Annotated in this window: 20 protein-coding genes; 15 read left to right on the forward strand and 5 right to left on the reverse strand. The window is 68.5% G+C overall.

Translation table 11 applies throughout. The features are described 5' to 3' along the window. Positions 1–84: 84 nt before the first annotated feature. A complete protein-coding gene (locus E3T54_RS08360) occupies positions 85–723 on the forward strand; it encodes an MBL fold metallo-hydrolase (protein ID WP_134475311.1) in 639 nt (212 codons plus the stop codon). A 341-nt stretch (positions 724–1,064) separates the two neighbouring features. Here E3T54_RS08360 and E3T54_RS08365 read toward each other — a convergent pair whose 3' ends face one another. From E3T54_RS08365 to ald, 3 genes are all read right to left on the reverse strand, one after another. Then, entirely contained in the window at positions 1,065–3,299 is a 2,235-nt protein-coding gene (locus E3T54_RS08365; protein WP_134475312.1) for an MMPL family transporter, read from the reverse strand. 99 nt (positions 3,300–3,398) lie between these two features. Next, positions 3,399–5,909 (reverse strand): HAD-IC family P-type ATPase, encoded by a 2,511-nt coding sequence (locus E3T54_RS08370; protein ID WP_134475313.1) that lies wholly within the window; start codon positions 5,907–5,909, stop codon positions 3,399–3,401. 127 nt (positions 5,910–6,036) lie between these two features. Further along, positions 6,037–7,155, reverse strand: coding sequence for an alanine dehydrogenase (gene ald / locus E3T54_RS08375; RefSeq protein ID WP_092323671.1), 1,119 nt, complete (start codon positions 7,153–7,155; stop codon positions 6,037–6,039). A 262-nt stretch (positions 7,156–7,417) separates the two neighbouring features. Between ald and E3T54_RS08380 the strand changes: the two genes are divergently transcribed. After that, positions 7,418–8,644: a CdaR family transcriptional regulator gene (locus tag E3T54_RS08380; RefSeq protein WP_134475314.1), complete on the forward strand. Its 1,227-nt coding sequence runs from the start codon at positions 7,418–7,420 to the stop codon at positions 8,642–8,644. Between the two features lie 114 nt (positions 8,645–8,758). Here E3T54_RS08380 and E3T54_RS08385 read toward each other — a convergent pair whose 3' ends face one another. After that, complete coding sequence (locus tag E3T54_RS08385) at positions 8,759–10,246, reverse strand: amino acid permease (RefSeq protein WP_134475315.1); 1,488 nt, start codon at positions 10,244–10,246, stop codon at positions 8,759–8,761. 320 nt (positions 10,247–10,566) lie between these two features. Then, positions 10,567–11,124: a TetR/AcrR family transcriptional regulator gene (locus tag E3T54_RS08390; RefSeq protein WP_134475316.1), complete on the reverse strand. Its 558-nt coding sequence runs from the start codon at positions 11,122–11,124 to the stop codon at positions 10,567–10,569. Positions 11,125–11,186: 62 nt separating this feature from the next. Here E3T54_RS08390 and E3T54_RS08395 point away from each other — a divergent pair, with 62 nt between their 5' ends. The 13 genes from E3T54_RS08395 (at position 11,187) to E3T54_RS08445 (ending at position 20,389) form a co-directional block, all read left to right on the forward strand. After that, positions 11,187–12,149: an SDR family NAD(P)-dependent oxidoreductase gene (locus E3T54_RS08395; RefSeq protein WP_370255222.1), complete on the forward strand. Its 963-nt coding sequence runs from the start codon at positions 11,187–11,189 to the stop codon at positions 12,147–12,149. 209 nt (positions 12,150–12,358) lie between these two features. After that, positions 12,359–13,369: an AAA family ATPase gene (locus tag E3T54_RS17065; protein ID WP_198414448.1), complete on the forward strand. Its 1,011-nt coding sequence runs from the start codon at positions 12,359–12,361 to the stop codon at positions 13,367–13,369. Next, positions 13,258–14,373 (forward strand): hypothetical protein, encoded by a 1,116-nt coding sequence (locus E3T54_RS17555; RefSeq protein WP_198414449.1) that lies wholly within the window; start codon positions 13,258–13,260, stop codon positions 14,371–14,373. Before E3T54_RS17065 ends, E3T54_RS17555 begins: the two co-directional genes overlap by 112 nt. A gap of 8 nt (positions 14,374–14,381) precedes the next feature. Continuing rightward, entirely contained in the window at positions 14,382–15,065 is a 684-nt protein-coding gene (locus E3T54_RS17560) for a LuxR C-terminal-related transcriptional regulator (protein WP_198414450.1), read from the forward strand. A 170-nt stretch (positions 15,066–15,235) separates the two neighbouring features. Further along, a complete protein-coding gene (locus E3T54_RS08405) occupies positions 15,236–15,973 on the forward strand; it encodes a hypothetical protein (protein ID WP_134475317.1) in 738 nt (245 codons plus the stop codon). A gap of 40 nt (positions 15,974–16,013) precedes the next feature. Then, entirely contained in the window at positions 16,014–16,265 is a 252-nt protein-coding gene (locus tag E3T54_RS08410; RefSeq protein WP_198414451.1) for a hypothetical protein, read from the forward strand. Then, entirely contained in the window at positions 16,262–16,924 is a 663-nt protein-coding gene (locus E3T54_RS08415; RefSeq protein WP_134475318.1) for a DUF2306 domain-containing protein, read from the forward strand. The genes E3T54_RS08410 and E3T54_RS08415 overlap by 4 nt, the downstream gene beginning before the upstream one ends. Further along, positions 16,921–17,544 (forward strand): NAD(P)-dependent alcohol dehydrogenase, encoded by a 624-nt coding sequence (locus E3T54_RS08420; RefSeq protein ID WP_166804866.1) that lies wholly within the window; start codon positions 16,921–16,923, stop codon positions 17,542–17,544. Before E3T54_RS08415 ends, E3T54_RS08420 begins: the two co-directional genes overlap by 4 nt. Further along, entirely contained in the window at positions 17,523–17,777 is a 255-nt protein-coding gene (locus tag E3T54_RS16765) for a zinc-binding dehydrogenase (protein ID WP_166804864.1), read from the forward strand. Before E3T54_RS08420 ends, E3T54_RS16765 begins: the two co-directional genes overlap by 22 nt. A 77-nt stretch (positions 17,778–17,854) precedes the next feature. Further along, positions 17,855–18,208 (forward strand): helix-turn-helix transcriptional regulator, encoded by a 354-nt coding sequence (locus E3T54_RS08430; RefSeq protein WP_134475321.1) that lies wholly within the window; start codon positions 17,855–17,857, stop codon positions 18,206–18,208. After that, on the forward strand, positions 18,205–18,891 hold the full coding sequence (locus E3T54_RS08435) for a cation transporter (protein WP_198414452.1): 687 nt from the start codon (positions 18,205–18,207) through the stop codon (positions 18,889–18,891). The genes E3T54_RS08430 and E3T54_RS08435 overlap by 4 nt, the downstream gene beginning before the upstream one ends. A gap of 44 nt (positions 18,892–18,935) precedes the next feature. Beyond that, complete coding sequence (locus E3T54_RS08440; RefSeq protein WP_134475323.1) at positions 18,936–19,877, forward strand: F510_1955 family glycosylhydrolase; 942 nt, start codon at positions 18,936–18,938, stop codon at positions 19,875–19,877. A gap of 119 nt (positions 19,878–19,996) precedes the next feature. Then, positions 19,997–20,389, forward strand: a complete 393-nt coding sequence (locus E3T54_RS08445; protein WP_174844407.1) for a metalloregulator ArsR/SmtB family transcription factor — start codon at positions 19,997–19,999, stop codon at positions 20,387–20,389. Positions 20,390–20,454: the final 65 nt, after the last annotated feature.

The raw sequence follows: 20,454 nt of genomic DNA on the forward strand, positions 1-20,454 counted from the left end.
TCGAGTGTGGCGGTTCCCGCGCTCCGCGCCGACGCACCGCTGGAGCGTGTTGCGCCGGTGTCGGATTGGGTATTAGCTCAGGGGATGAAACTGACCAAGCTGGAACACGCCGCGCTCACCCTCGAGGTCTCCGGAAAAAGGCTCTTCATCGATCCGGGCTCCTTCACGACGGCCCTGACCGACACGGCGAATGCGGCCGGTGTCGTGATCACCCATGAGCACGCCGACCACTGGACCCCGGAGCAGCTGGACCGCATCCTCGCGATGAACCCCGACGTCCCCATCTACGGCCCGGCGGGCGTCGCGGCCGCAGCGACCGGCTACCACGTCACGGTCGTCGGCGACGGGGACACGGCGGAGGCCGGCCCGTTCACGCTGCGTTTCTTCGGGGCGCAGCACGCGGTCATCCACGAATCCATCCCGGTCGTCGACAACGTCGGCGTGCTCGTCAATGACGAGTTCTACTACGCGGGAGACGCCTTCACCATTCCGGAGGGCGTGCAGGTCGGCACCCTCGCCGTGCCGGCCGGCGCGCCCTGGATGAAGATCTCCGAAGCGATGGACTACGTGCTCGCCCTCAAGCCCCGGCGGAGCTTCACGACCCACGAGATGGTGCTCTCCCGGGCCGGCAAGGACCTCTCGAACGCCCGGATCAAAGGCGTCACCGAACACGGCGGCGGGGAGTTCTTCCCGCTCGAGCCGAACGAGTCGCTCGAGCTCTAGCCGGTCTGTGGCTAACTCCTGAGATTCCGTCGTGTCGGCCACCGCGACCGCGTGATTCCGCGGGCTCGCCCCAGCCAGCTCCCGATTCTCCTGAGTTTGCCACAGGGCGCCCGCCGTGCCTTCGAGCCCGCCGGGATCGGCGCCGGCATCCGTCATCGCCGCCTCCGTCTGTGGCTAACTCAGGAGATTCCGTCGTGTCGCCGACCGCGGTCGCGGGATTCCGCGGCCCCGCCCCGGCAATCTCCCGATTCTCCTGAGTTAGCAACAGGGTGCAGCCCTGTCACGCGGCCGGAAAAGGGCGCGCAAGCCGGTCCGAGCCAACTGCAGGACGGCGCGGGCGTCTACTCGCGCAGACCGAACCGGGCGTGGATGGGGTGCATCCAGCGCGGCGCCCACCACAGGTTCCGCTCCAGCGAGGTCATCACCGCCGGCACGAGCAGGGTGCGCACGAGGGTGGCATCCAGCAGCACGGCCACGGCCAGGGCCACGCCGATCTCCTTCATCTGCATCAGCTCCCCGGTGGCGAATCCCGCGAACACAAGCACGATGATCAGACCGGCCGAGGTGATGATCCGGCCCGAGCTCTGCAGCCCGGTCTCGATCGCCAGCCGCGTGCTCTCCCCTTGCTCGTAGTGCTCCTTGATCCGGGAGAGCAGGAACATCTCGTAGTCCATGGCCAGGCCGAAGCCGAAGGTCAGCACGAGTGTCAGCACGAGGGCATCGACGCCGGCGACATCGTCGGCGTTGAAGCCCAGCACACCGGCGAGGTTGCCCTCCTGGAAGCCCCAGACGAGCACGCCGACGGCCGCCCCGAGGGAGATGACGCTGATCCCCAGCGCCGTGAGCGGGATGATCACGGACCCCGTCATCAGGAAGAGCAGGGCGAAGGTGGCGACGAAGACGATGAGGGCGGCCCACGGCGCCCCGCGCACCAGGGAATCGGTGTAGTCCACGGAGGCGGCATCCGAGCCGCCCACCCAGTTCTCGAAGTCGGGACGGTCCGCCCGGACTTCGCGCGCGATATCGGAGCCCTGGTGTCTCTCGACCTCCACCCGGGACACCTGGTACCCGTTCAGCTCGACCGGAGCGGAGACATCCGTGACGCTCGGGATGGCCCGGACCTCTTCGGCCCAGGCCGCGGCGCCGGCCTCGTCGGTGTCGGACACCAGCTCCACCTGCGCCGGGGTCGCGAGCGGGAAGTGGTCCTCCAGCGCCGTCAGGAATTCGTACTGCGACGATGACGCCGGAATGACGTCATCCGAGGTGCTCGCCACGTTCAGGGCCAGCGCGGGGCTGCCGAGCAGCAGCAGGCCCACGATCCCGGCCAGCGCGACCAGCGCGGGCTTGCGCTGGATGCCGCGGGTGAGCTTCGAGAAGAAGCCCTCGCGCGGCGCGACATCGCCGAACCGGCTGAGCAGCCCGCCGAGGCCGGGGATGCGCGTCATCAGGCCGGGCTTCAGCAGCCGCTCGCCGAAGTACCCGAGCAGGGCCGGCACCAGCACAAGGCCGGTGAGGATCGCGATCAGCACCACGGACACGGCGCCGACGGCGATCGCCCGGATGATATTCGGCTCGAACACGAGCAGCCCCGCGGTGGCGATCGCGAAGGTCAGGCCCGAGTAGAGCACCGTGCGCCCGGCGGTGTTCACGGTCGCGCCGACGGCCTGCAGCATCAGTTCGTGGCGATCGAGTTTGGCCAGGTCCGGGGCCGTGCGGGCCCTGTCGACCAGCGCCCGGAACTCCTCGCGGAATCGGCTGACGATCAGCAGGCCGTAGTCGATGGAGAGACCGAGGCCGATCACGGTGATCACGTTCATCACCGTGATGTCGATCTCCATCAGGTACGTGAACGCGTAGAGCGACCCCAGGGCGCCGAGGATCGAGGCGATGGCCCCGATCAGCGGGATGCCCGCCGCCAGGAAGCCGCCAAAGATGATCAGCATGACGAGCAGCGCGACCGGCAGCGCGATCAGTTCGCCCTTCTGCAGGTCTGCCTCCGCCACCGCGACCAGGGATTCAACGATGAGCGGACTTCCGCCCACCTCGACGGTGGCGTCGGTGTCCTGGGCGCGGATCTCGTCGGCCGCCGCGTCCAGGCGGTCCTCCACCTCGCGCAACAGGCTGTCACTGAGCGCCCCGTCGGTCGTCTCCATCGACGCGGTCAGCAGGAGCCCCGTGCCGTCGTCGGCGAGCAGGGGGGCGGCGGCCGGATTCGGCGAACCGCCCGGCAGCGCGGGGATCGCCAGCGGGTTGACCACCTCGGTGACGCCGTCGATGGCCGCCAGGTCCGAGGCGGTGTCCGCCAGGGTCGCCTGCAGCTCGGCGGACGCCGTGTCGACGTTGTAGACCAGCAGCTGGAGTGCCTCCGTGTCGGCGCCCTCGGCGTTCTCGGTGAGCCGCGCGGCCTCGGCGGCTTCGCCGTCCACCGACGGGCCGGAGCTGCCCAGCCGATCGAACAGGCTCTCGCCGGTGACCCCGCCCAGTGCCGTCAGGGCGCACGCCGTGAGCACCACCGCCCACGCAATCAGGGTGATGAGCCGGTGGCGTGCAACGGCGATTCCCAGGCTGCGCAGCATTCTTTCGCTCCTTCGTTCGTCGCGCGGTGGCGCTGGCCAGAATACGCCCGCGAGCACAGGCGCCGACGAGCGAGACGTCCGGACGGTTCCCGGGCTCCGTTACCGCCGAATCTGCTCCTTCGCGGCAGTCGGGCGGGCCCGGTGCCGCCTGGCGCGACGGTGCCGGTTGACCTGGTGCACCGCCTCGACCAGGAGCGCCCCCACCGCCGCCGCGAGAACCGCCACGGTGAGAAGCGGTGCGGGGGGCACGGACAGCGCCAGGAAGTCGCCCAGGGGCGGCAGGAACACGAGCACCAGCCCGAGGTGCATGGCGACCAGCAGCAGGATCCGGAATCCCCCGAGCGGCCGGATGAGAACGTTCAACACCCACAGCCCCACGAGGGTCAGCGCGATCACCGAAGCCGACTGCGTCTCTTCGGCGCTGTACCCGCCCTGAACGCGGCTGTAGACCACGACCGCGATCACGACCAGGCTCACCGACAGCCCGAACGGCACGCACGCGGCGGCGGCACGCCGCAGGAACCCCGGCAGGTACCGACGCTTGTTCGGCTTCAGCGCGAGGAAGAGTGCCGGGATGCCGATGGTCAGCCCGTCGACGACGGCCATTTGCCTGGGCAGGAACGGGAAGGGCCACAGCAGCAGACCGAAGACGAGCGCCAGGACGATCGCGTATACCGTCTTGGTGAGGAACACCTTCGACAGGAGTTCGATGTTGGCAATGACCTGACGGCCTTCGGTCAGCACCCGCGGCAGGCGGGAGAACGCCCCGTCGAGCAGGACCAGGTTGGAGACCGCCCGCGCGCTCGCGGCACCGCTGCCCATGGCGATGCCGATGTCGGCCGTCTTGAGCGCCAGCACGTCGTTGACGCCGTCCCCGGTCATCGCGACGACGTGTCCGGCGCTCTGCAGGGCGAGCACCATGTCCTTCTTGTGTCGGGGCGTCACCCGGCCGAAAGCGTCGTGGGCCGCCAGCACCCCCGCGAGCAGGGCGGGGTCGGCCGGCAGGTCGCGGGCATCGAAGGCGTTCCCGGTGAGGCCGACCGACCGGGCGACCGCGGCGACCGTGCGCGGGTTGTCGCCGGAGAAGATGCGCAGCCCCACGCCCTGCTCCCGGAAGTACTCGAGCGTTTGGGCGGCATCCGGTCGGATCTTCTCCCGGAACGCGATGATCGCAACGTGCCGGACTCCGGCGGGCAGCACCTCGGCCGTGGCTTCCTCCAGGGTCAGGGGACGAGGGCTGTGCGCGAGCAACAGCGTGCGGAGCCCTGCGGAGGCGAGTTCGGCAGAGAGCCCGGCCGATTCGGCATCCGGATCGGCTGTCAGTATGTCCGGGGCCCCGAGCACCCAGCTTCCCGCCAGGTCTCCGTCGGTGAAACTGGCCGCGCTCCATTTTCTGAGCGACGAGAACCCGATGGTCTGCGCGGGCGTCGTTCCCGGCTCCGCCGCGAAGCGGGTGCCGAGCGCCCTGGCTGTGACGTTTGCGTTCGGGTCCGAGGCGAACCAGCCCAGCGCCCTGTCCCAGCCGGCCGGGGGTTCCGCGCCGAGGGGCACGACCCGGTCGAGGACCAGGCCGCCCTCGCTCAGGGTGCCCGTCTTGTCGAAGCAGAGGATGTCGACGCGGGCCAGGCCCTCCACCGCGGCCAGCTCCTGCACCAGCACCTCGCGCCTGGCCAGCTTCACCGCGGACACGGCGAAGGCGACGCTCGTCATGAACACGAGCCCCTGGGGCACCATGCTGACGATGCTGGCCACAGACCCGAGGAGCGCCTCCCGCCACGCGCCGCTGCCGAGTGCTTCGTCCCAGCCGCCCGCCGCCTGCATCTGCCCGTTCACGACGACCGCGCTGACCGGGATGAGCGCCCAGCTGATCGTTCTCACCACGCCGTTGATCACGGTGCGCAGCTCGGAGTTCACCAGGGTGAACCGCCGGGCCTCGGCGGTGATGCTGTTCGCGTAGGAGTCCGTCCCGACCCGCACCACCCGTGCGGCGCCGTGCCCGCCGACCACGAACGATCCGGACAACACCTCGCGGCCGGCTTCGACCATGACCGGATCCGCCTCGCCGGTCAGCAGCGACTCGTCTATTTCGAGAGCCTGCCCGCGCAGGATGACAGCGTCGGCCGGCAGCTGGTCGCCGGGCCGGAGCACGAGGGTGTCGTCGAGCACGACGTCGCCCCGGGCTGCCTCGACTTCGACGCCGTCCCGGAGCACCCGGGTCCGCGGGCTGTTCAGCAGCGCGAGCCGATCGAGGGTTCGTTTGGCCTTGTACTCCTGGGTGACCCCGATGAGCACGTTCGCAATCACGAAGAAACCGAAGAGGGCATCCTGCCAGTAGCCGAGGACGACAAGCAGCAGGAAGCTTCCCCCCACCACGGCGTTGAACAGGGTCAGCAGGTTGGCCTGGAGGATGCGCGCAAGGCTGCGGCTGGCATCCATCGGCATGAGATTCGTGAGGCCCGCTGCCGTGCGCAGGGTGACCTCTGCCTCGCTGAGGCCCGCCAGTGCAAGCCGCTGCGGGTCAACGGGAGGCAGTTCGGCCCGGGCCGCAGCCGGTTCGTCCACGGTTGCGGCCTGCGCGGTGCGCCTTTGCCGTGAACCCGTGGACCGCATGGCGCCGAGTGTAATACGGCGCGCGGAATACGCCCGGATGGGCAGAGAGCAAGCCCCGGCACGCGCGTCGTGCGCGACGCGCCGGGGCTTGGGCGACCGTGCCGGGCGGATGTCACCCGGTGCGAAATCAGGCGGCGACGAGCGTGCGCCAGTCGGCCAGTTCCAGGTTGTGGGCTTCGGCAACCGACCGGTTGGTCACTCGGCCGGCGGCGACGTTCAGGCCCAGGGCGAGAGCGTCGTCCCGCTCGAGCGCGACCTTCACGCCGAGGCCGGCCAGCGCCAGCGCGTAGCGGAGGGTGACGTTCGTCAGCGCGTACGTCGACGTGTTCGGCACGGCGCCGGGCATGTTGGCGACGCAGTAGAAGATCGAGTTGTGCACCGTGTAGGTGGGGTTTTCGTGCGTCGTCGCGCGGGTGTCGGCGAAGCAGCCACCCTGGTCGACGGCGATGTCGACCAGCACGGAGCCGGCCTTCATACGCGAAACGAGGTCGTTCGTGACCAGCTTCGGGGCCTTCGCACCGGGGATGAGCACGGAACCGATCACCAGGTCGGCATCCGTCACGGCCAGGTCGATCTCATAGGAGTTGGACGCGACGGTCTTGAGCCGGCCCGCGTACTGCGCGTCGAGCTGGCGAAGGCGGTCGATGTTGATGTCGAGGATGGTGACATCCGCGCCGAGGCCGAGGGCCATGGCGGCGGAGTTGGTGCCGGCAACGCCCGCGCCGAGCACGACGACCTTGGCCGGGCGCACTCCGGGGACGCCGCCGAGCAGCACGCCCTTGCCTCCGGCCGGGGCCATCAGCGACTGGGCGCCGACCTGAACGGCCAGTCGACCGGCGACCTCGCTCATCGGGGCGAGCAGCGGCAGCGCGCGGTTGGCGGTCTGCACCGTCTCGTAGGCGATGGCGGTGACGCCGGCTTCGATCAGGGCCTGGGTGAGCTCCGGCTCGGCGGCCAGGTGGAGGTACGTGAAGAGGATGAGGCCCTGGCGGAAGCGGGGGTACTCGGAGGCAACCGGCTCCTTGACCTTCATGACCATGTCGGCCCGGGCCCACAGCTCGTCGGCGGAGTCAACCAGCTCGGCGCCGGCAACGAGGTATTCCTCGTCGGAGATGTGCGAGCCGATTCCGGCGCCCGTCTCGATCAGCACGGTGTGGCCGTTGGCCAGGAACTCGTGCACTCCGGAGGCGGTGATCGCCACGCGGAACTCGTTGTTTTTGATTTCCTTGGGAACACCAATGATCATGGCCGACTCCGTTGCTCGGTGAAATTGTTGAGGTGGGGGCCGCGAGCCACACCGTGACGGCGTGGAGCAACTGAGGATCAAGCGTAGGAGCAGGATTCATCGCCCTTCCTGGTGCAGAAGGGGCCCATCTGCCCCCGCGCCGGCGAAATCCGCGAAGACCCGCGCAAGCCGCCCCGGAGCCACTCGACAAATGTCGAGCCGTCGGGCGCCAATCGTCGCCTCGTGTCCGCTGCGAGGCCCGCCCGGGCCGTAGCATTAGCCCATGAACAGCGCGGATATCGAGGAGCTGGTCGAGTCCCTCGCCACCAGCCTGGACCGCGCTTTGTCGCTCGAAGACGTGGGCGGTGTGCTCCTCGCCTACAGCCGCGACCAGCCGCTCGCCGACCGGGTGCGGGTGAACTTCCTGCTGAGCAAGAAGGTGCCGGAAGACGTCAGCGCCTGGCAGCTCCAGCACGGCATCGCCACCGCCGTTCAGCCCGTCGTCGTTCCCCCGAATGAGGCCCTGGGCATGCTCGGCCGGGTGTGCGTGCCGTTGATGGTGCGCGGCTTCCGCGTCGGATACCTGTGGGCACTGCAGGGCTCCAGCGACGAGTCCCCGGCCGAAATCCTCGACGCGCTGCCGGCCGTGCGTGCGCAACTGGACCATCTGGCCGACCTGCTGCTCGACACCAACACGGCCGAATCCGAACACCGGAGGCAGCGCGAGGCCCAGTTCCTGGCCGCATGCGCCGGGGATCCCGCCGCGGTCGAGGTCATCGCCGGCTGGCCTCAGGTTCACGCCACCGGGCCGTGGCATCTCGCCGTCCTGATGGAGCAGCCGGATGACGCGGCGGCGGCCCGCGAGGCGGCGGCGGACCCGGCCGCCGGGCTGTTGCTGCAGAGAATCTCCGCCCTGCAGGCGACGGTCGGGATCGACGCGGCCCGGTTCAGCGCCGGCACCGAGACCCACGCGGTCGTGCTGCTCCGGGACCTGCCGGGCAAGCTGGTCCACGCCGACATCCTCGGACGGTACGGCGCGGAGGCGACCCGGCGCGGAGGCAAGCCGCGGCGCCCCGACCTGATGGGCGTCAGCGAGGTGTTCCACGACCTGCGCAGGCTCCCCGAGGCATATGCCCAGGCCCGACGGGCGGTGCAGGCCGCAGCGGTCGACGGCTGGCTGGGGTCGATCGCCGACTACCGCCGGATCGGCGTGTACCAGTTCCTGGCCGCGAGCAGCCGCAACCTCTCCCCCAGGGAATCCGTCTACTTCGCCGAGCTGCAGGATTTCGACGTCAACCGGGAGCTCCTGCCGATGCTGGAGTTGCTCTATGACACGGGCGGCTCCGTGCAGGATGTGGCCACCGAGCTGCACCTGCACCGCAGCAGCATCTACAACCGGTTGGCGAAGATCCGCTCGCTGATCGGGGCGGATCCGCTGGCCGGCCAGGTACGCCTGGAGCTGCACCTGGCGATGAAGGCCCATCGCTGGTCCCGCCGCCCCCGCATCTAGCGCCGAACTGTGAGTTTGGCACCTTCGTGGGCGCCGGGAAGGTGCCAAACTCACAGTTCGGCGAGGGGTGACCGGTGATCGAGCAGCTGGTGATCGACCACCGGTTGGGATGCGTTAGCGAACGAGCGCGGCCTTCTCGGCGCGGGCTTCCGCCTTCCACTCCTCGATCCGGGCCTGCTGCAGCGGCGCCTTGCGGTTGACGTACCAGGCGGCGCCGAGACCCAGGAACCACAGCGGGGCGACGATGAGCGCGAGGCGGGTGTCTTCCGCCCGGCCGAGGGCCCAGAGCATGAAGCCGAAGAAGCCGAGCACGACGCACGGCATGACTCGGGCGCCGGGCATCTTGTACTTCGATGCGGCGTGCAGCTGCGGACGGCGGCGGCGGAACGCGATGTAGCTGACCATGATGATCGACCAGACGAACATCGTCAGCACGGACGCGACCGATGTGACAAGCGTGAAGGCACCCATGAACGAGTCACCCGTGTACAGCAGCACCAGTCCGGCCAACAGGAAGATGCACGAGAACAACAGGGCGTTCCGGGGCACCATGTGGCGGCTCAGCTTGCCGAAGGACTTCGGTGCGTTGCCGTCCTGGGCGAGGCCGTAGACCATGCGCGAGGTCGAGTAGATGCCGGAGTTGGCGCTCGATGCGGCTGATGTCAGCACCACCAGGTTGATCACGATCGCCGCGATGCCGAGGCCGGCCAGGGTGAACATGCCGATGAACGGGCTGCTGCCGGGGTCGATCGTGCGCCACGGGTTGACGGCCATGATGATGACGAGCGCGCCGACGTAGAAGAGCAGCAGTCGCACCGGGATGGTGTTGATGGCGCGCGGCAGGTTCTCTTCCGGGTCCTTCGTCTCCGCGGCTGCCGTGCCGACGAGCTCGATGCCGGCGAAGGCGAAGATGGCGATTTGGAAGCCGAGCACGAAGCCGGCGACGCCGTGCGGGAACATCCCGCCGTCGTTCCAGATGTTCTCGAGGCTCGCAACGGCACCGGAGGGCGACGTGAAATGGGTGGCGATCATCACGATGCCGGTGACGATGAGGGCCAGGATGGCGACGACCTTGACCAGGGCGAACCAGAACTCGGTCTCGCCGAAGGCCTTCACGCTCGGCAGGTTGAGAAGGATCAGCACGACCGGCGTGAGCAGGGCCGGGATCCACAGGGGCGTTCCGGGTGCGAGCACGTTGACGTAGCCGGAAATGGCCACGATGTCCGCGACTCCGGTGACAACCCAGAATGCCCAGTAGGACCATCCGGTGAAGAAGCTCGCCCACGGGCCGAGCAGGTCGCCGGCGAAGTCGCTGAACGACTTGTAGTTGAGGTTCGAGAGCAGGATCTCGCCCATGGCCCGCATCACGAAGAAGAGCATGAAGCCGATGATCATGTAGACGAAGATCACGGACGGCCCGGCGAGGGAGATGGTCTTGCCTGCGCCCATGAAGAGGCCGGTTCCGATGGTGCCGCCGATGGCGAGCATCTGGATGTGGCGGCGGCTGAGCGAGCGGGCCAGGTGAGGTTCTTCGCTGTGGCGGTTCTGTGCTGCGGGCGCGGTGCTTGTGGCTCCGGATGCCGCGGTCGTGCGTTCGGACATGTGGCTTCTTCCTCATCGCGAGTTGAACGAAGCCGCAGTCAGACGACGACCATGTCAACCGCGTTGGAGCCCCCACGAGCGTGAGGGCCGTTACAACGGTGGTTCTGAAGTAACGACACTAGGTCAGCGTTTTCCCGGCCCTGAGCCGGCACGTGCCCCTTTGAGCATCCGCCGGCTCTGTAGGTGCCCGTTATCTGCCCGTTATACGGACTGCGGCGCTCGCGCGGCCAGCTCTTCCTCGACAGGTGTCGCGACTTCGCACGTCATCTGTCGTCGGATGTCCCCGGCCCGGTCCTTCATTCACGACGGGGTGGGACGATTCAGCGGGGCGCGAACGCGGCGTGGAAGATCGTCCGCGCTCGCCGGGCGACCTCTCGCCGGTCCCCCGCTTGCCTGCGCGCGAGAACGTCGGCCAGCATCGAGACCGCGAGCAGCACGTCACCCGCATCCACGAGAGGGCTGATACGGTCGGCTTCTCGCTCACGGGCGACCATCCGGTCGGCGATGTCGCGGACGCGATCTTCGAGGTGCGCGACCCTGGGATCGTGCGGGTGGGCGGTGATCATGTCGATGAACGCGGTTGACACGAGGGCCTGCTCGATCACGAGATCGAGCAGGTCGTCGAGAGTGCTGTCCGGCCGGTCGACGAACGCCTCGAGCTCGAGGATGTTCTCGTCGAAAACCGCCACGGCGAGCGCGGTGCGGTCAGGGAAGTGCCGGTAGAGGCTGCCCTGCCCAACCTCGGCCCGGCGCGCCACCGCGCTGAGCGGCGCGGCGAAACCCTCAGTTGCGAAGACCTCGCGCGCGGCGGCGATCAGCGCACGACGATTGCCGGGCCCCGCACTCGGCCCACGATTCTCTTTCCTGCTCACCGTCACGGGTGTAGCGTACTACCGGACAGCGTTGTCCGGTCTTTCACCGAGTAGAAGGAATGCCTCGAATGACATCAGCTCCAGCCCCGCTCACCGGCGACTCCTCCGTCGGCGCCTGGCTCGACCACCCGGTCGGCGGCCCGATCCTGCGCGATCTGCTCGCCCAGGGCGGCCAGAACGCTGACGTGCTCAGGCCGGTGCGCAAGCTCGCCCTCAAGCGCCTGGTGAAGCTGAGCAAAGGCAGGTTCCCTGCCGACCTGATCGACGAGCTCGTGCGCCGCGTCGCAGCGGGCGACGTCCCCGCCTCGGCCGGGTCCTCCGCCGCCGTCGCAGCCCCCGACGCCGTCCCCGACGCAGCCCCCGAAGCCGTCCCGACGATCGAGAGCCCCGAGTGGGTCGAGCGCATCGACAACGGCCGGTTCTCCGGCAAGACCGTCATCGTGACCGGCGCCGGCTCCGGCATCGGCCGGGCGACGGCGTCCCGCGTGGCCCGCGAGGGCGGCCGCGTCATCGCCGTGGACATCTCCCAGGAGCGCCTCGACGAGTTCGTAGCGGAACTGCCCGCCGCCGACATCGTCCCGGTGCAGGGGGACATCACGGATGACGCCGCGGTCGCACGGATCGTCGCCGCCGCCGGAGACACGATCGACGGCCTCGCCAACGTCGCCGGCATCATGGATGACATGACCCCGGTCGCCGAGATGTCCGACGCGGTCTGGAAGCGCGTCTTCTCGGTCAACGTCGACGGCACGATGAAGCTCATGCGCGCCGTGATTCCCGCGATGCTCGCCCGGGCGACCGGCTCGATCGTGAACGTCGCCTCCGAGGCCGCGTTGCGCGGCTCCGCGGCCGGCGCCGCCTACACGGCGTCGAAGCACGCCGTCGTGGGCCTGACCAAGAGCAGCGCGTTCATGTACGGCCCCAGCGGCCTCCGCATCAATGCGGTCGCCCCGGACCGGTTATCACGAACATCGAGGCCCACTTCGGCTCGCCCCTGGGCGGGCGGCGCGTGCGCGACGGCATGGCCGTGATGCCTGACGCCGTCGAGGCCGACGCCCTCGCGGCATCCATCACATTTCTGCTCAGCGACGACGGCGTGAACATCAACGGTGTGACGCTCGCGAGCGACGGCGGCTGGTCGGCTGCGTAGGAAGGCGGACCGCGGATGCACGCGGGCGTGCGGCATGAACTGCGAGCTACGGCCCTGTCCCCGTGATGGCCCTGTCCCTAGGATGAGGGCATGGCGATGCCGGTCCTGGCGACCAAGCTCTTCATCCCGCGACTGCGGTCCCGCGCGGTTCCTCGGCCGCGCCTCGTCGAGCGTTTGCGCGAGGGGCTCCAGTCCGGCCGAAAGCTGACGCTCATCTCGGCCCCGGCCGGTTTCGGCAAGACCACGCTGCTCAGCGAGTGGATGGCAGATGCCCAGCGCCGGGACCCCGAGGTGCGGGTCGGCTGGCTGTCGCTCGACGAGAGCGACAACGACCCGTCCCGCTTCCTCACCTACCTGGTCGGCGCCCTGCAGCGGGCCGATCCCGGTATCGGCTCCGAAGCGTTGCCCCTGCCGCTGCCCTCGTTCGAACCGGCGCTGACGGCCCTGATCAACGACGTCGCCCGGAGTCCGCAGGAGATCATCCTGGTGCTCGACGACTTCCAGCTGATCGAGGAAGAGACGATCCGCGATGCCCTCGTCTTCCTGCTTGATCACCTGCCGTCGAACCTGCACCTGGCCATCGCGAGCCGTAGCGATCCGCTTCTCCCCGTGGCGCGGCTGCGCGCCGGCGGTGAGCTCACCGAGTTGCGTGCGGCCGACCTGCGTTTCACGCCCGACGAGGCCGCCGCCTTCCTGAACCGCATGGTGGACCTGGAGCTCTCGGCCGACGACGTCGCCGCGCTCGAGGCCCGCACCGAGGGCTGGATCGCCGGCCTCCAGCTGGCCGCCCTGTCGATGCGGGAACCGGATGTGTCCGGCTTCATCCAGGGGTTCACCGGAAGCAACCGCTTCGTGTCGACTATCTCGCCGAAGAGGTTCTGCAGCGTCAGCCCGATCATGTCCGCGAATTCCTGCTTCGCACCGCAATACTGGACCGGCTCAGTGGCCCCCTCTGCGATGCCGTTACCGGGCAGAAGGGAAGCAGCGAGGTGCTGGAGTCGCTCGAGCGGGACAACCTCTTCGTCGTTTCGCTGGACGACCGCCGCCACTGGTACCGCTATCACCACCTCTTTGCGGATGTTCTCCGGGCGCGGTTGCTGAGGGACCGACCCGATCGCGTAGCGCACCTCCACAGTCTCGCCAGCGAGTGGCACGAGCGGAACAACCTGCCGGAGGACGCCGTCACGCATGCGCTGGCGGCAGGGGATTTCGGGCGGGCGGCGAGAGTGATCGAGGGTGCCATTCCCGCGATTCGCAAGAGCCGGCAGGATGCCACTCTGCTGCGCTGGTTGACGCTGCTGCCGAAGGACGTCATCGACCGCAGGCCCGTGCTGGGCGTCTACCGCGCGTGGTCCTCGCTCGCCTCCGGTGACGTGGAGGCCGTCGAACCCCGACTGCGAGTGGCCGAGAAGGCGCTGGCTGCCACGACCGATGACGGCACCCCCGCGCACGACTCAGCCGCCGGTGACGAACTCCGGATGCTCCCCGTGACGATCGCCGTGTATCGGTCAGCCGTGGCGCAGGCGCGGGGGGATGTGGCCGGAACACGGGAACAGGCTCAGCGAGCCCTGGACCTCACGGAACCCGACGATCATCTCGGGCGCGGCGCGGCAGCCGGCTTTTTCGGGCTCGCGGCCTGGGCCACCGGTGACCTCGAGGCCGGCGTGCGGGCCTTCGGGGAGGCCAGAACCAGTCTGCGCCTGGCCGGCAACCTGGCCGACGTGCTCGGGACCACGCTCGTGTTGGCCGACATGCTCGTTCCGCTGGGGCGGCTGCGGGAAGCGCAACGGTCATTCGAGCAGGCGCTGCAGCTGGCGGCCGAGCAGGGCGAGCCGCCCCCGCAGTCAACGGCCGACCTGCACGTCGGGATCAGTGAACTGCTCCGGGAGCAGGGCGAGCTGCCCGCCGCGGTGGAACACCTGGCGGCGAGTGAGGCGCTGGGCGAACATGCCTCGTCGCACGAGAATCGGCATCGATGGTTCGTTGCGATGGCTCGAATCCGGCAGGCCGAGGGAGACTTCGACGCAGCCCTTGGCCTGCTCAGCACGGCGGAGCGCCTGTACTGCGGGGATTCTTCCCGGAGGTGCGCCCGATCGCCGCGATGAAGGCTCGGATGTGGATTGAACAGGGCAGGCTCGCCGATGCCCTCGCCTGGGTCGACGGGCAGGGCCTGTCCACCGCGGATGACCTGACCTACCTGCGCGAGTTCGGACACATCACCCTGGTGAGACTGCTGATAGCCCAGCACTGGTCCGATCCGCAGAAGGGATCCATCCACGAGGCACTGGGACTGCTGAATCGACTGCTCGAGGCGGCGGAAGCCGGACACCGCGTGGGAAGCGCGAACGAGATCCTGGTCCTGCAGGCGCTGGCGCACGCGGCGCAAGGTCACACTCCCCTGGCGCTCCAATCGCTGGAGCGAGTTCTCGTCCGGGCCGAGCCGGAAGGCTATGTCCGGCTTTTCACGGATGAAGGCGCCCCCATGGCGGTGCTGCTCCAGGCGGCCGCCGCCAGGGGAATCGCCCCGAACTATGTGGGTCGACTCAGTCGGACCTTCGTCCACGGCGAGGGCGCGACGATCCAGCCCATCCCGGAAGCACTGAGTGAACGCGAACTGCACGTGCTCCGGCTGCTGGCGACCGAGCTCAGCGGCCCCCAAATCGCCCGGGAGCTCTACGTTTCGCTCAACACCCTGCGCACCCACACCAGGCACATCTTCGGCAAGCTCGAGGTGAACAGTCGCCCGGCGGCCGTGCTGCGCGCGGAAGCGCTGGGTTTGATCCAGCACCTCGTTTGATCCAGCACCTCGTTTGATCCAGCACCTCGTTTGATCCAGCACCTCGTTTGACCCAGCACCTCGTTTGACCCAGCGCCTCGTTTGACGGAGCACCCCCGCGCGCACAATCACCACATCGATCACCACACAGGGTGATGCCGCGTCACCACATGTCTCCGTAGGTTCGGGTCGTGCTCAGTCATCCGCCTGGGCAACTCAGAACATCGGAGAGCTGCCAGAGCATCACAACGTCCACCCTCACCCGAGCGGCCGCCATCGCCGCAGCCCTGTCAGGGCTGATCTACATCGTCATCCAGTTCATCCATCCCGCCGACGAGGTCGACTCCCTCACCACCCAGGCCTGGGTGAGCGTGCACAGTCTCAGCTTCGGCATGGCCGTGCTCGGCATGGTCGGCATCACGGGCATCTACCTTCGCCAGGTGCGACAGTTCGGGCTGCTCGGTCTGATCGGCTACGCGATGTTCGGTCTCTTCTTCATCCTGCAGTCGGCCTTCGTCTTCGCCGAGGCGTTCATCGCGCCGTTGATTGGCGTTGACGCTCCGCAGCTCGCCGAGGACTTCGTCGGCCTCTTCGGCCGGCACCAGGCCGTGACCGACCTCGGTCCCCTCGCCGCGCTCCCCCTGGTCGGAGCCGGTGTCTACGTGGTCGGCGCCATCCTGTTCGGTGTGGCCATCCTCCGCGCGCGGGTCCTGTCACGCGGAGCCGGCATCCTTCTCATCGCCGCCGCGGCGGTGACGCCCATTGCCGGTGCGCTGCTGCCGCACACCCTCGAACGAATGGCCGCCATCCCGATGGGCCTGGCCTTGATCTGGCTCGGGTACTCGCTCTGGTCGGATCAGCGCAGGCACGCAGCCCAGACGTCTTCCGGCGAGCAGGCCTCCCGCCTCGACCGGACGCCGGCGATCTGACGACGACGGATGTCCCTCGCGACGCGAAAGGAGGAGCGCGATGAGTGAGCGAAACCCGATGCCATGCGGGCACGGCCGACTCGATCGGTATGAGATTCGCCTCCAGGGGCAGCTCGATGAGAGCTGGAGCGACTGGTTCGAGGGCTTCACCCTGGCCAACGAGAGCGATGGAACGACCACCCTCACGGGCCCGGTCACCGATCAGGCCGCGCTGCACGGGCTGCTCCGACGTGTCGGCAACCTGGGCGTGACATTGATCTCGGTCAACGTGTTGAGGAGCAGACAACCATGACGAAAGACATCGCGACTGCCGCGCTAAACCGCGGCAATCGAACCAGGGGCCCTCGAGGGCAGTGGCTGGCGCCCGCCGGGTTGATCCTCCTCGCTCTCATCCCGGTGCTCGCCGGGGCGGCGCGACTCACTGAGCTGACCGGCGGGGCCGTCGCGACCCCGCAGAACGCCCGGTTCCTCGACTCCCCCGTGCCCGTCGTGACGCACATCGTGAGCGTGACCGTGTACAGCCTGCTCGGGGCATTCCAATTCGTGCCCGCTCTGCGTCGCCGCAGGGGCGGCTGGCATCGCCTCGCCGGACGCATCCTCATCCCCGCCGGCCTGCTCGCCGCGCTCTCCGGCATGTGGATGGCGGTCTTCTACCCGCACCCGCCCGGAGACGGCGCGATCCTTCTGGTGCTTCGGCTGGTCTTCGGGTGCGCGATGGTGGCCAGTATCGGGCTCGGGATTCGCGGGATTGTGCGCCGGGACTTCACCGGGCACAGCGCATGGATGACCCGCGCCTACGCGATCGGGGTGGGGGCCGGCACCCAGGCCCTGGTGCTCATCCCCCAATCGATCATTTTCGGCTCTTCCAACGAACTCTCCCGAGCCGTATTCATCGGTGCCGCCTGGCGGGGCCGGGCGAGGTGCTCGTCAAGGTTCACGCGAGCACGGTGAGCGCCGCTGACCACCGGGCTCGCGGGCGTACCGCCCCGAAAGGGCTGGGCCTCATGGTCGCGCTCGCGCTCGGCGTCTTCCGCCCTCGCAAACGGGTCCTGGGCATGGATGTCGCCGGCGTCGTCGAGGCCGTGGGCGCGGACGTCACGTTGTTCGCTCCCGGCGACGAGGTGATCGCGATGCTCGGCGGCACGTTCGGCGGGCACGCCGAGTACGTGTGCATTCCGCAGGGTGGCGCGATCACGGCGAAGCCACGCAACATGAGCTTCGAGGAGGCCGTGGCCCTCGTGTTTGGCAGAATCACCGCCCATGCCTTCCTCAGCCGAACCACCGTCAAACCGGGCGACACCGTGCTCGTCAACGGCGCGTCCGGCGCGGTGGGGACCGCGGCGGTGCAGCTCGCCAAGGAGCTGGGTGCGCGCGTCACGGGCGTGTGCAGCGGCGCCAACCGGGACCTGGTCACCGCGCTCGGCGCGGACCGGGTGATCGACTACACCACGGAGGACTTCCTCACCGAGGGGCAGTCCTACGACGTCTTGATGGGGGCAATGCCCCGTTCGAACGGGCGGGGGCGTGCGTCAACCCCGGCGGTGCGCTGTTGCTCGTCATCTCCGACCTGAAGGGAATCCTGCTGGCGTCTCGGCACAGCGCAAAGAGCGGAAAGCTGGTCACCGCGGGCAACGTCGCGTACACAGCCGAAGCGCTGGCCTTCCTGGTCGGGCTCGCCGAAGCGGGTCGGCTGCACTCGGTCATCGACCGAAGCTACGACCTGGCCGATATCGCCCCGGCACACCGCTTCGTCGACACGGGGCGCAAGAAGGGGAGCGTGGTCCTGCGCCTCGCGAACGGTTGAGCGGCAGGGTGGTCAGATCGGTTGCTGGTCTTCTGGCTCGCGCGCTCACTCGTCACTATTGACTGTATAGTCAGTGCATGCTGACCATTGCTTCGCGTCTCGATGTGATGAACCGGCTCGGCCGGGCGATGGCCGATCCGACCCGGGCGAGGATCCTGCTCACCCTGCTCGAACAGCCCGGCTATCCCGCCCAGCTGGCGCGCGACCTCGACCTCACACGGTCGAACGTGTCGAACCATTTGAGTTGCCTGCGCGGCTGCGGCATCCTTGCCGCTGTGCCCGAGGGTCGGCAGACACGGTACGAAATCGCCGACCGACACCTGGCCCGAGCGCTGACGTCGCTCTTCGACGTTGTGCTCGCGGTGGACGACGGCGTCGAATGCCCCGACGAAAACTGCGACCTGCCCTTCTGCTGCGGGACCGGAGCATGACCGCCACAGCGAGCGGCCCCGCCCGCGTCATCGACCCCGGCCGGAAACGGATCCTGCAACGCCGGATCCGGATCATCGTCGCCGTCACCATCACCTACAACGTGATCGAGGCGATCATCGCTCTCGCCGCCGGCACCGCGGCCTCCTCCGCCGCCCTGATCGGCTTCGGTCTCGACTCCATCGTCGAAGTGCTCTCCGCCGCCGCGATCGCCTGGCAGTTCGCCGCCCCCGACCCGGAGAAGCGCGAGAAGGTTGCGCTGCGCGTGGTGGCGTACTCGTTCTTCGGCCTGGCTGCCTACGTGATCGTCGACGCGGGCCTGTCGATCTTTGGCCTTCGCGAGCCGGAACACAGCCCGGTCGGGATCGCGCTGGCCGCCGTCAGCCTCGCCATCATGCCGGTCCTGAGCTGGTTCGAACGTCGCACCGGCCGTGAGCTGGGATCGGCGTCGGCCGTGGCGGACTCGAAACAGACCCTCATCTGCAGCTACCTGTCCGCCGCGCTCCTCGGCGGGCTCCTGCTCAACTCCGTGCTGGGGTGGGCGTGGGCGGATTCGATCGCCGCTCTCGTGATTGCCGGGTTTGCCGTCAAGGAGGGTCTGGAAGCATGGAAGGGCGACACCTGCGCCGTGCCGATCAGCGCACTCACGGGCGAGCGAACCCTCGACGCGGACACCTGCTGCTGACAAGCACCTGGTCCGCTCACCGCACCACACCGACAAGGAAAACCATGGTCACCGCAGGCAATAAAGCGAGCATCCGCAACACACCGAGGTTCCGGGCGGCTGTGTTCACGGCAGTTGCGGTGGCGTCCACACTCACCGGATGCTCTGTCCCGACTGATCGCGGGCAGGAACCTGCGGCCGAGAGCGGTGACGCCTTCGGCCACGTCCACGGGATCGGCATCAACCCGGCCACCGGCGCCGCATTCGCCGCCACCCATGCCGGGGTCTTCGAACTCCCACCCCTGGACGCCGACACGGTTCGCGCCGGCGACCTCGAGGGACCCATAGCCGGGCGAGCGCAGGACACGATGGGGTTCACAATGAGCGGAGACACGATGTTTGGGTCCGGGCATCCGGACCCGGCCGAAGAACCGGCTGTGAGCCCACCAAATCTCGGACTGATCACCAGCAGCGACAACGCCTCCACCTGGGAAACGATCTCCTTGCGCGGGCAAACCGACTTCCACGACCTTGCCGTGGCCCCGGACGGCAACACAACCCGCATCTATGGGTACGACGAGTCCGCCGGCACCGTCTCGATCAGCCGGGATGGCGGCAGCACATGGGCCGCCGGCGCCACGCTTGCCCTGCGCGATCTGAGCGTCGACCCGACGATGCCGAGCACGCTCTACGCCACCACCGCCGACGGACTGGCGGTCAGCACCGACAGTGCTCAGACCTTCACCCTCGTCCCGGGCGCGCCGCCCCTCTACCTTCTGGATTCGCTCGACGAGAAGGCCGGCGGGCTGATCGGGGTAACCGTGGACGGAACCGTCTGGGTCCAATCGGGGAGCAAGCCATGGACATCCACCGGCACCATTGAGGGCGAGACCGAAGCTCTCACCTACGCCGCAACGCCGATGTCTCGACTGGTTGTGGCCAGCGGTCGAGGGATCATGGCCAGCGATGACCTCGGCAAGACGTGGCGCGACGTGGTGCTGAACTGATGACTCGGATGAGGATGCCACCATCACCACCACCACGCTTCGCACCCAGGAAGAAGCGGCACGGGTTGCGTTCGCTGGATCTGTCGAGGATATGAACCCGCATGTGCAATAATCTGCGTATGAATGCAGATACGGATGGTTGCGCGCTGGATACGGACAGTGAGTATGTCGAGTTAGCCGTCGAGGTGTTCGCGATGCTCGCCGACGCCACGCGCATTCGGATCATCCTCGCGCTGCAAGACACGGAACTGGCTGTAAACCAGCTGGCGGAAACCGTCAACAAATCCCAGGCCGCCGTCTCACAGCATCTGGCGAAGCTGCGCCTGGCCCGCATCGTGACCACCCGACGCGAAGGCACCCGGGTGTTCTATCGCCTCGCGAACGAGCACGCCCGCCAGCTCGTCGCCGACGCCATCTTCCAGGCCGAGCACGCCCTCGAGGGCGTCCCGGCCCACCACCGGCACCCGCACGAAACCGCCGGCACCGAGCACGAGGCCGGCGCCCGTGCTTGAGGTCCTGCGGAACTCGGCCTACCGAAGACTGTTCAGCGCCCAGGTGGTGGCGCTGATCGGCACAG

This window comes from Cryobacterium sp. Sr8, assembly GCF_004403225.1.
Taxonomy (GTDB): domain Bacteria; phylum Actinomycetota; class Actinomycetes; order Actinomycetales; family Microbacteriaceae; genus Cryobacterium; species Cryobacterium psychrotolerans.

Coding starts and splice junctions, on each gene's coding strand:
- E3T54_RS08385 (WP_134475315.1), bottom strand. CDS start 10,246: ATGTCCGAACGCACGACCGCGGCATCCGGAGCCACAAGCACCGCGCCC.
- E3T54_RS08410 (WP_198414451.1), top strand. CDS start 16,014: ATGAGTGAGCGAAACCCGATGCCATGCGGGCACGGCCGACTCGATCGG.
- E3T54_RS08360 (WP_134475311.1), top strand. CDS start 85: ATGAAACTGACCAAGCTGGAACACGCCGCGCTCACCCTCGAGGTCTCC.
- E3T54_RS08440 (WP_134475323.1), top strand. CDS start 18,936: ATGGTCACCGCAGGCAATAAAGCGAGCATCCGCAACACACCGAGGTTC.
- E3T54_RS17065 (WP_198414448.1), top strand. CDS start 12,359: ATGGCGATGCCGGTCCTGGCGACCAAGCTCTTCATCCCGCGACTGCGG.
- ald (WP_092323671.1), bottom strand. CDS start 7,155: ATGATCATTGGTGTTCCCAAGGAAATCAAAAACAACGAGTTCCGCGTG.
- E3T54_RS08415 (WP_134475318.1), top strand. CDS start 16,262: ATGACGAAAGACATCGCGACTGCCGCGCTAAACCGCGGCAATCGAACC.
- E3T54_RS08430 (WP_134475321.1), top strand. CDS start 17,855: ATGCTGACCATTGCTTCGCGTCTCGATGTGATGAACCGGCTCGGCCGG.
- E3T54_RS17560 (WP_198414450.1), top strand. CDS start 14,382: ATGTGGATTGAACAGGGCAGGCTCGCCGATGCCCTCGCCTGGGTCGAC.
- E3T54_RS08365 (WP_134475312.1), bottom strand. CDS start 3,299: ATGCTGCGCAGCCTGGGAATCGCCGTTGCACGCCACCGGCTCATCACC.
- E3T54_RS08370 (WP_134475313.1), bottom strand. CDS start 5,909: ATGCGGTCCACGGGTTCACGGCAAAGGCGCACCGCGCAGGCCGCAACC.
- E3T54_RS08380 (WP_134475314.1), top strand. CDS start 7,418: ATGAACAGCGCGGATATCGAGGAGCTGGTCGAGTCCCTCGCCACCAGC.
- E3T54_RS08395 (WP_370255222.1), top strand. CDS start 11,187: ATGACATCAGCTCCAGCCCCGCTCACCGGCGACTCCTCCGTCGGCGCC.
- E3T54_RS08445 (WP_174844407.1), top strand. CDS start 19,997: ATGAATGCAGATACGGATGGTTGCGCGCTGGATACGGACAGTGAGTAT.
- E3T54_RS08435 (WP_198414452.1), top strand. CDS start 18,205: ATGACCGCCACAGCGAGCGGCCCCGCCCGCGTCATCGACCCCGGCCGG.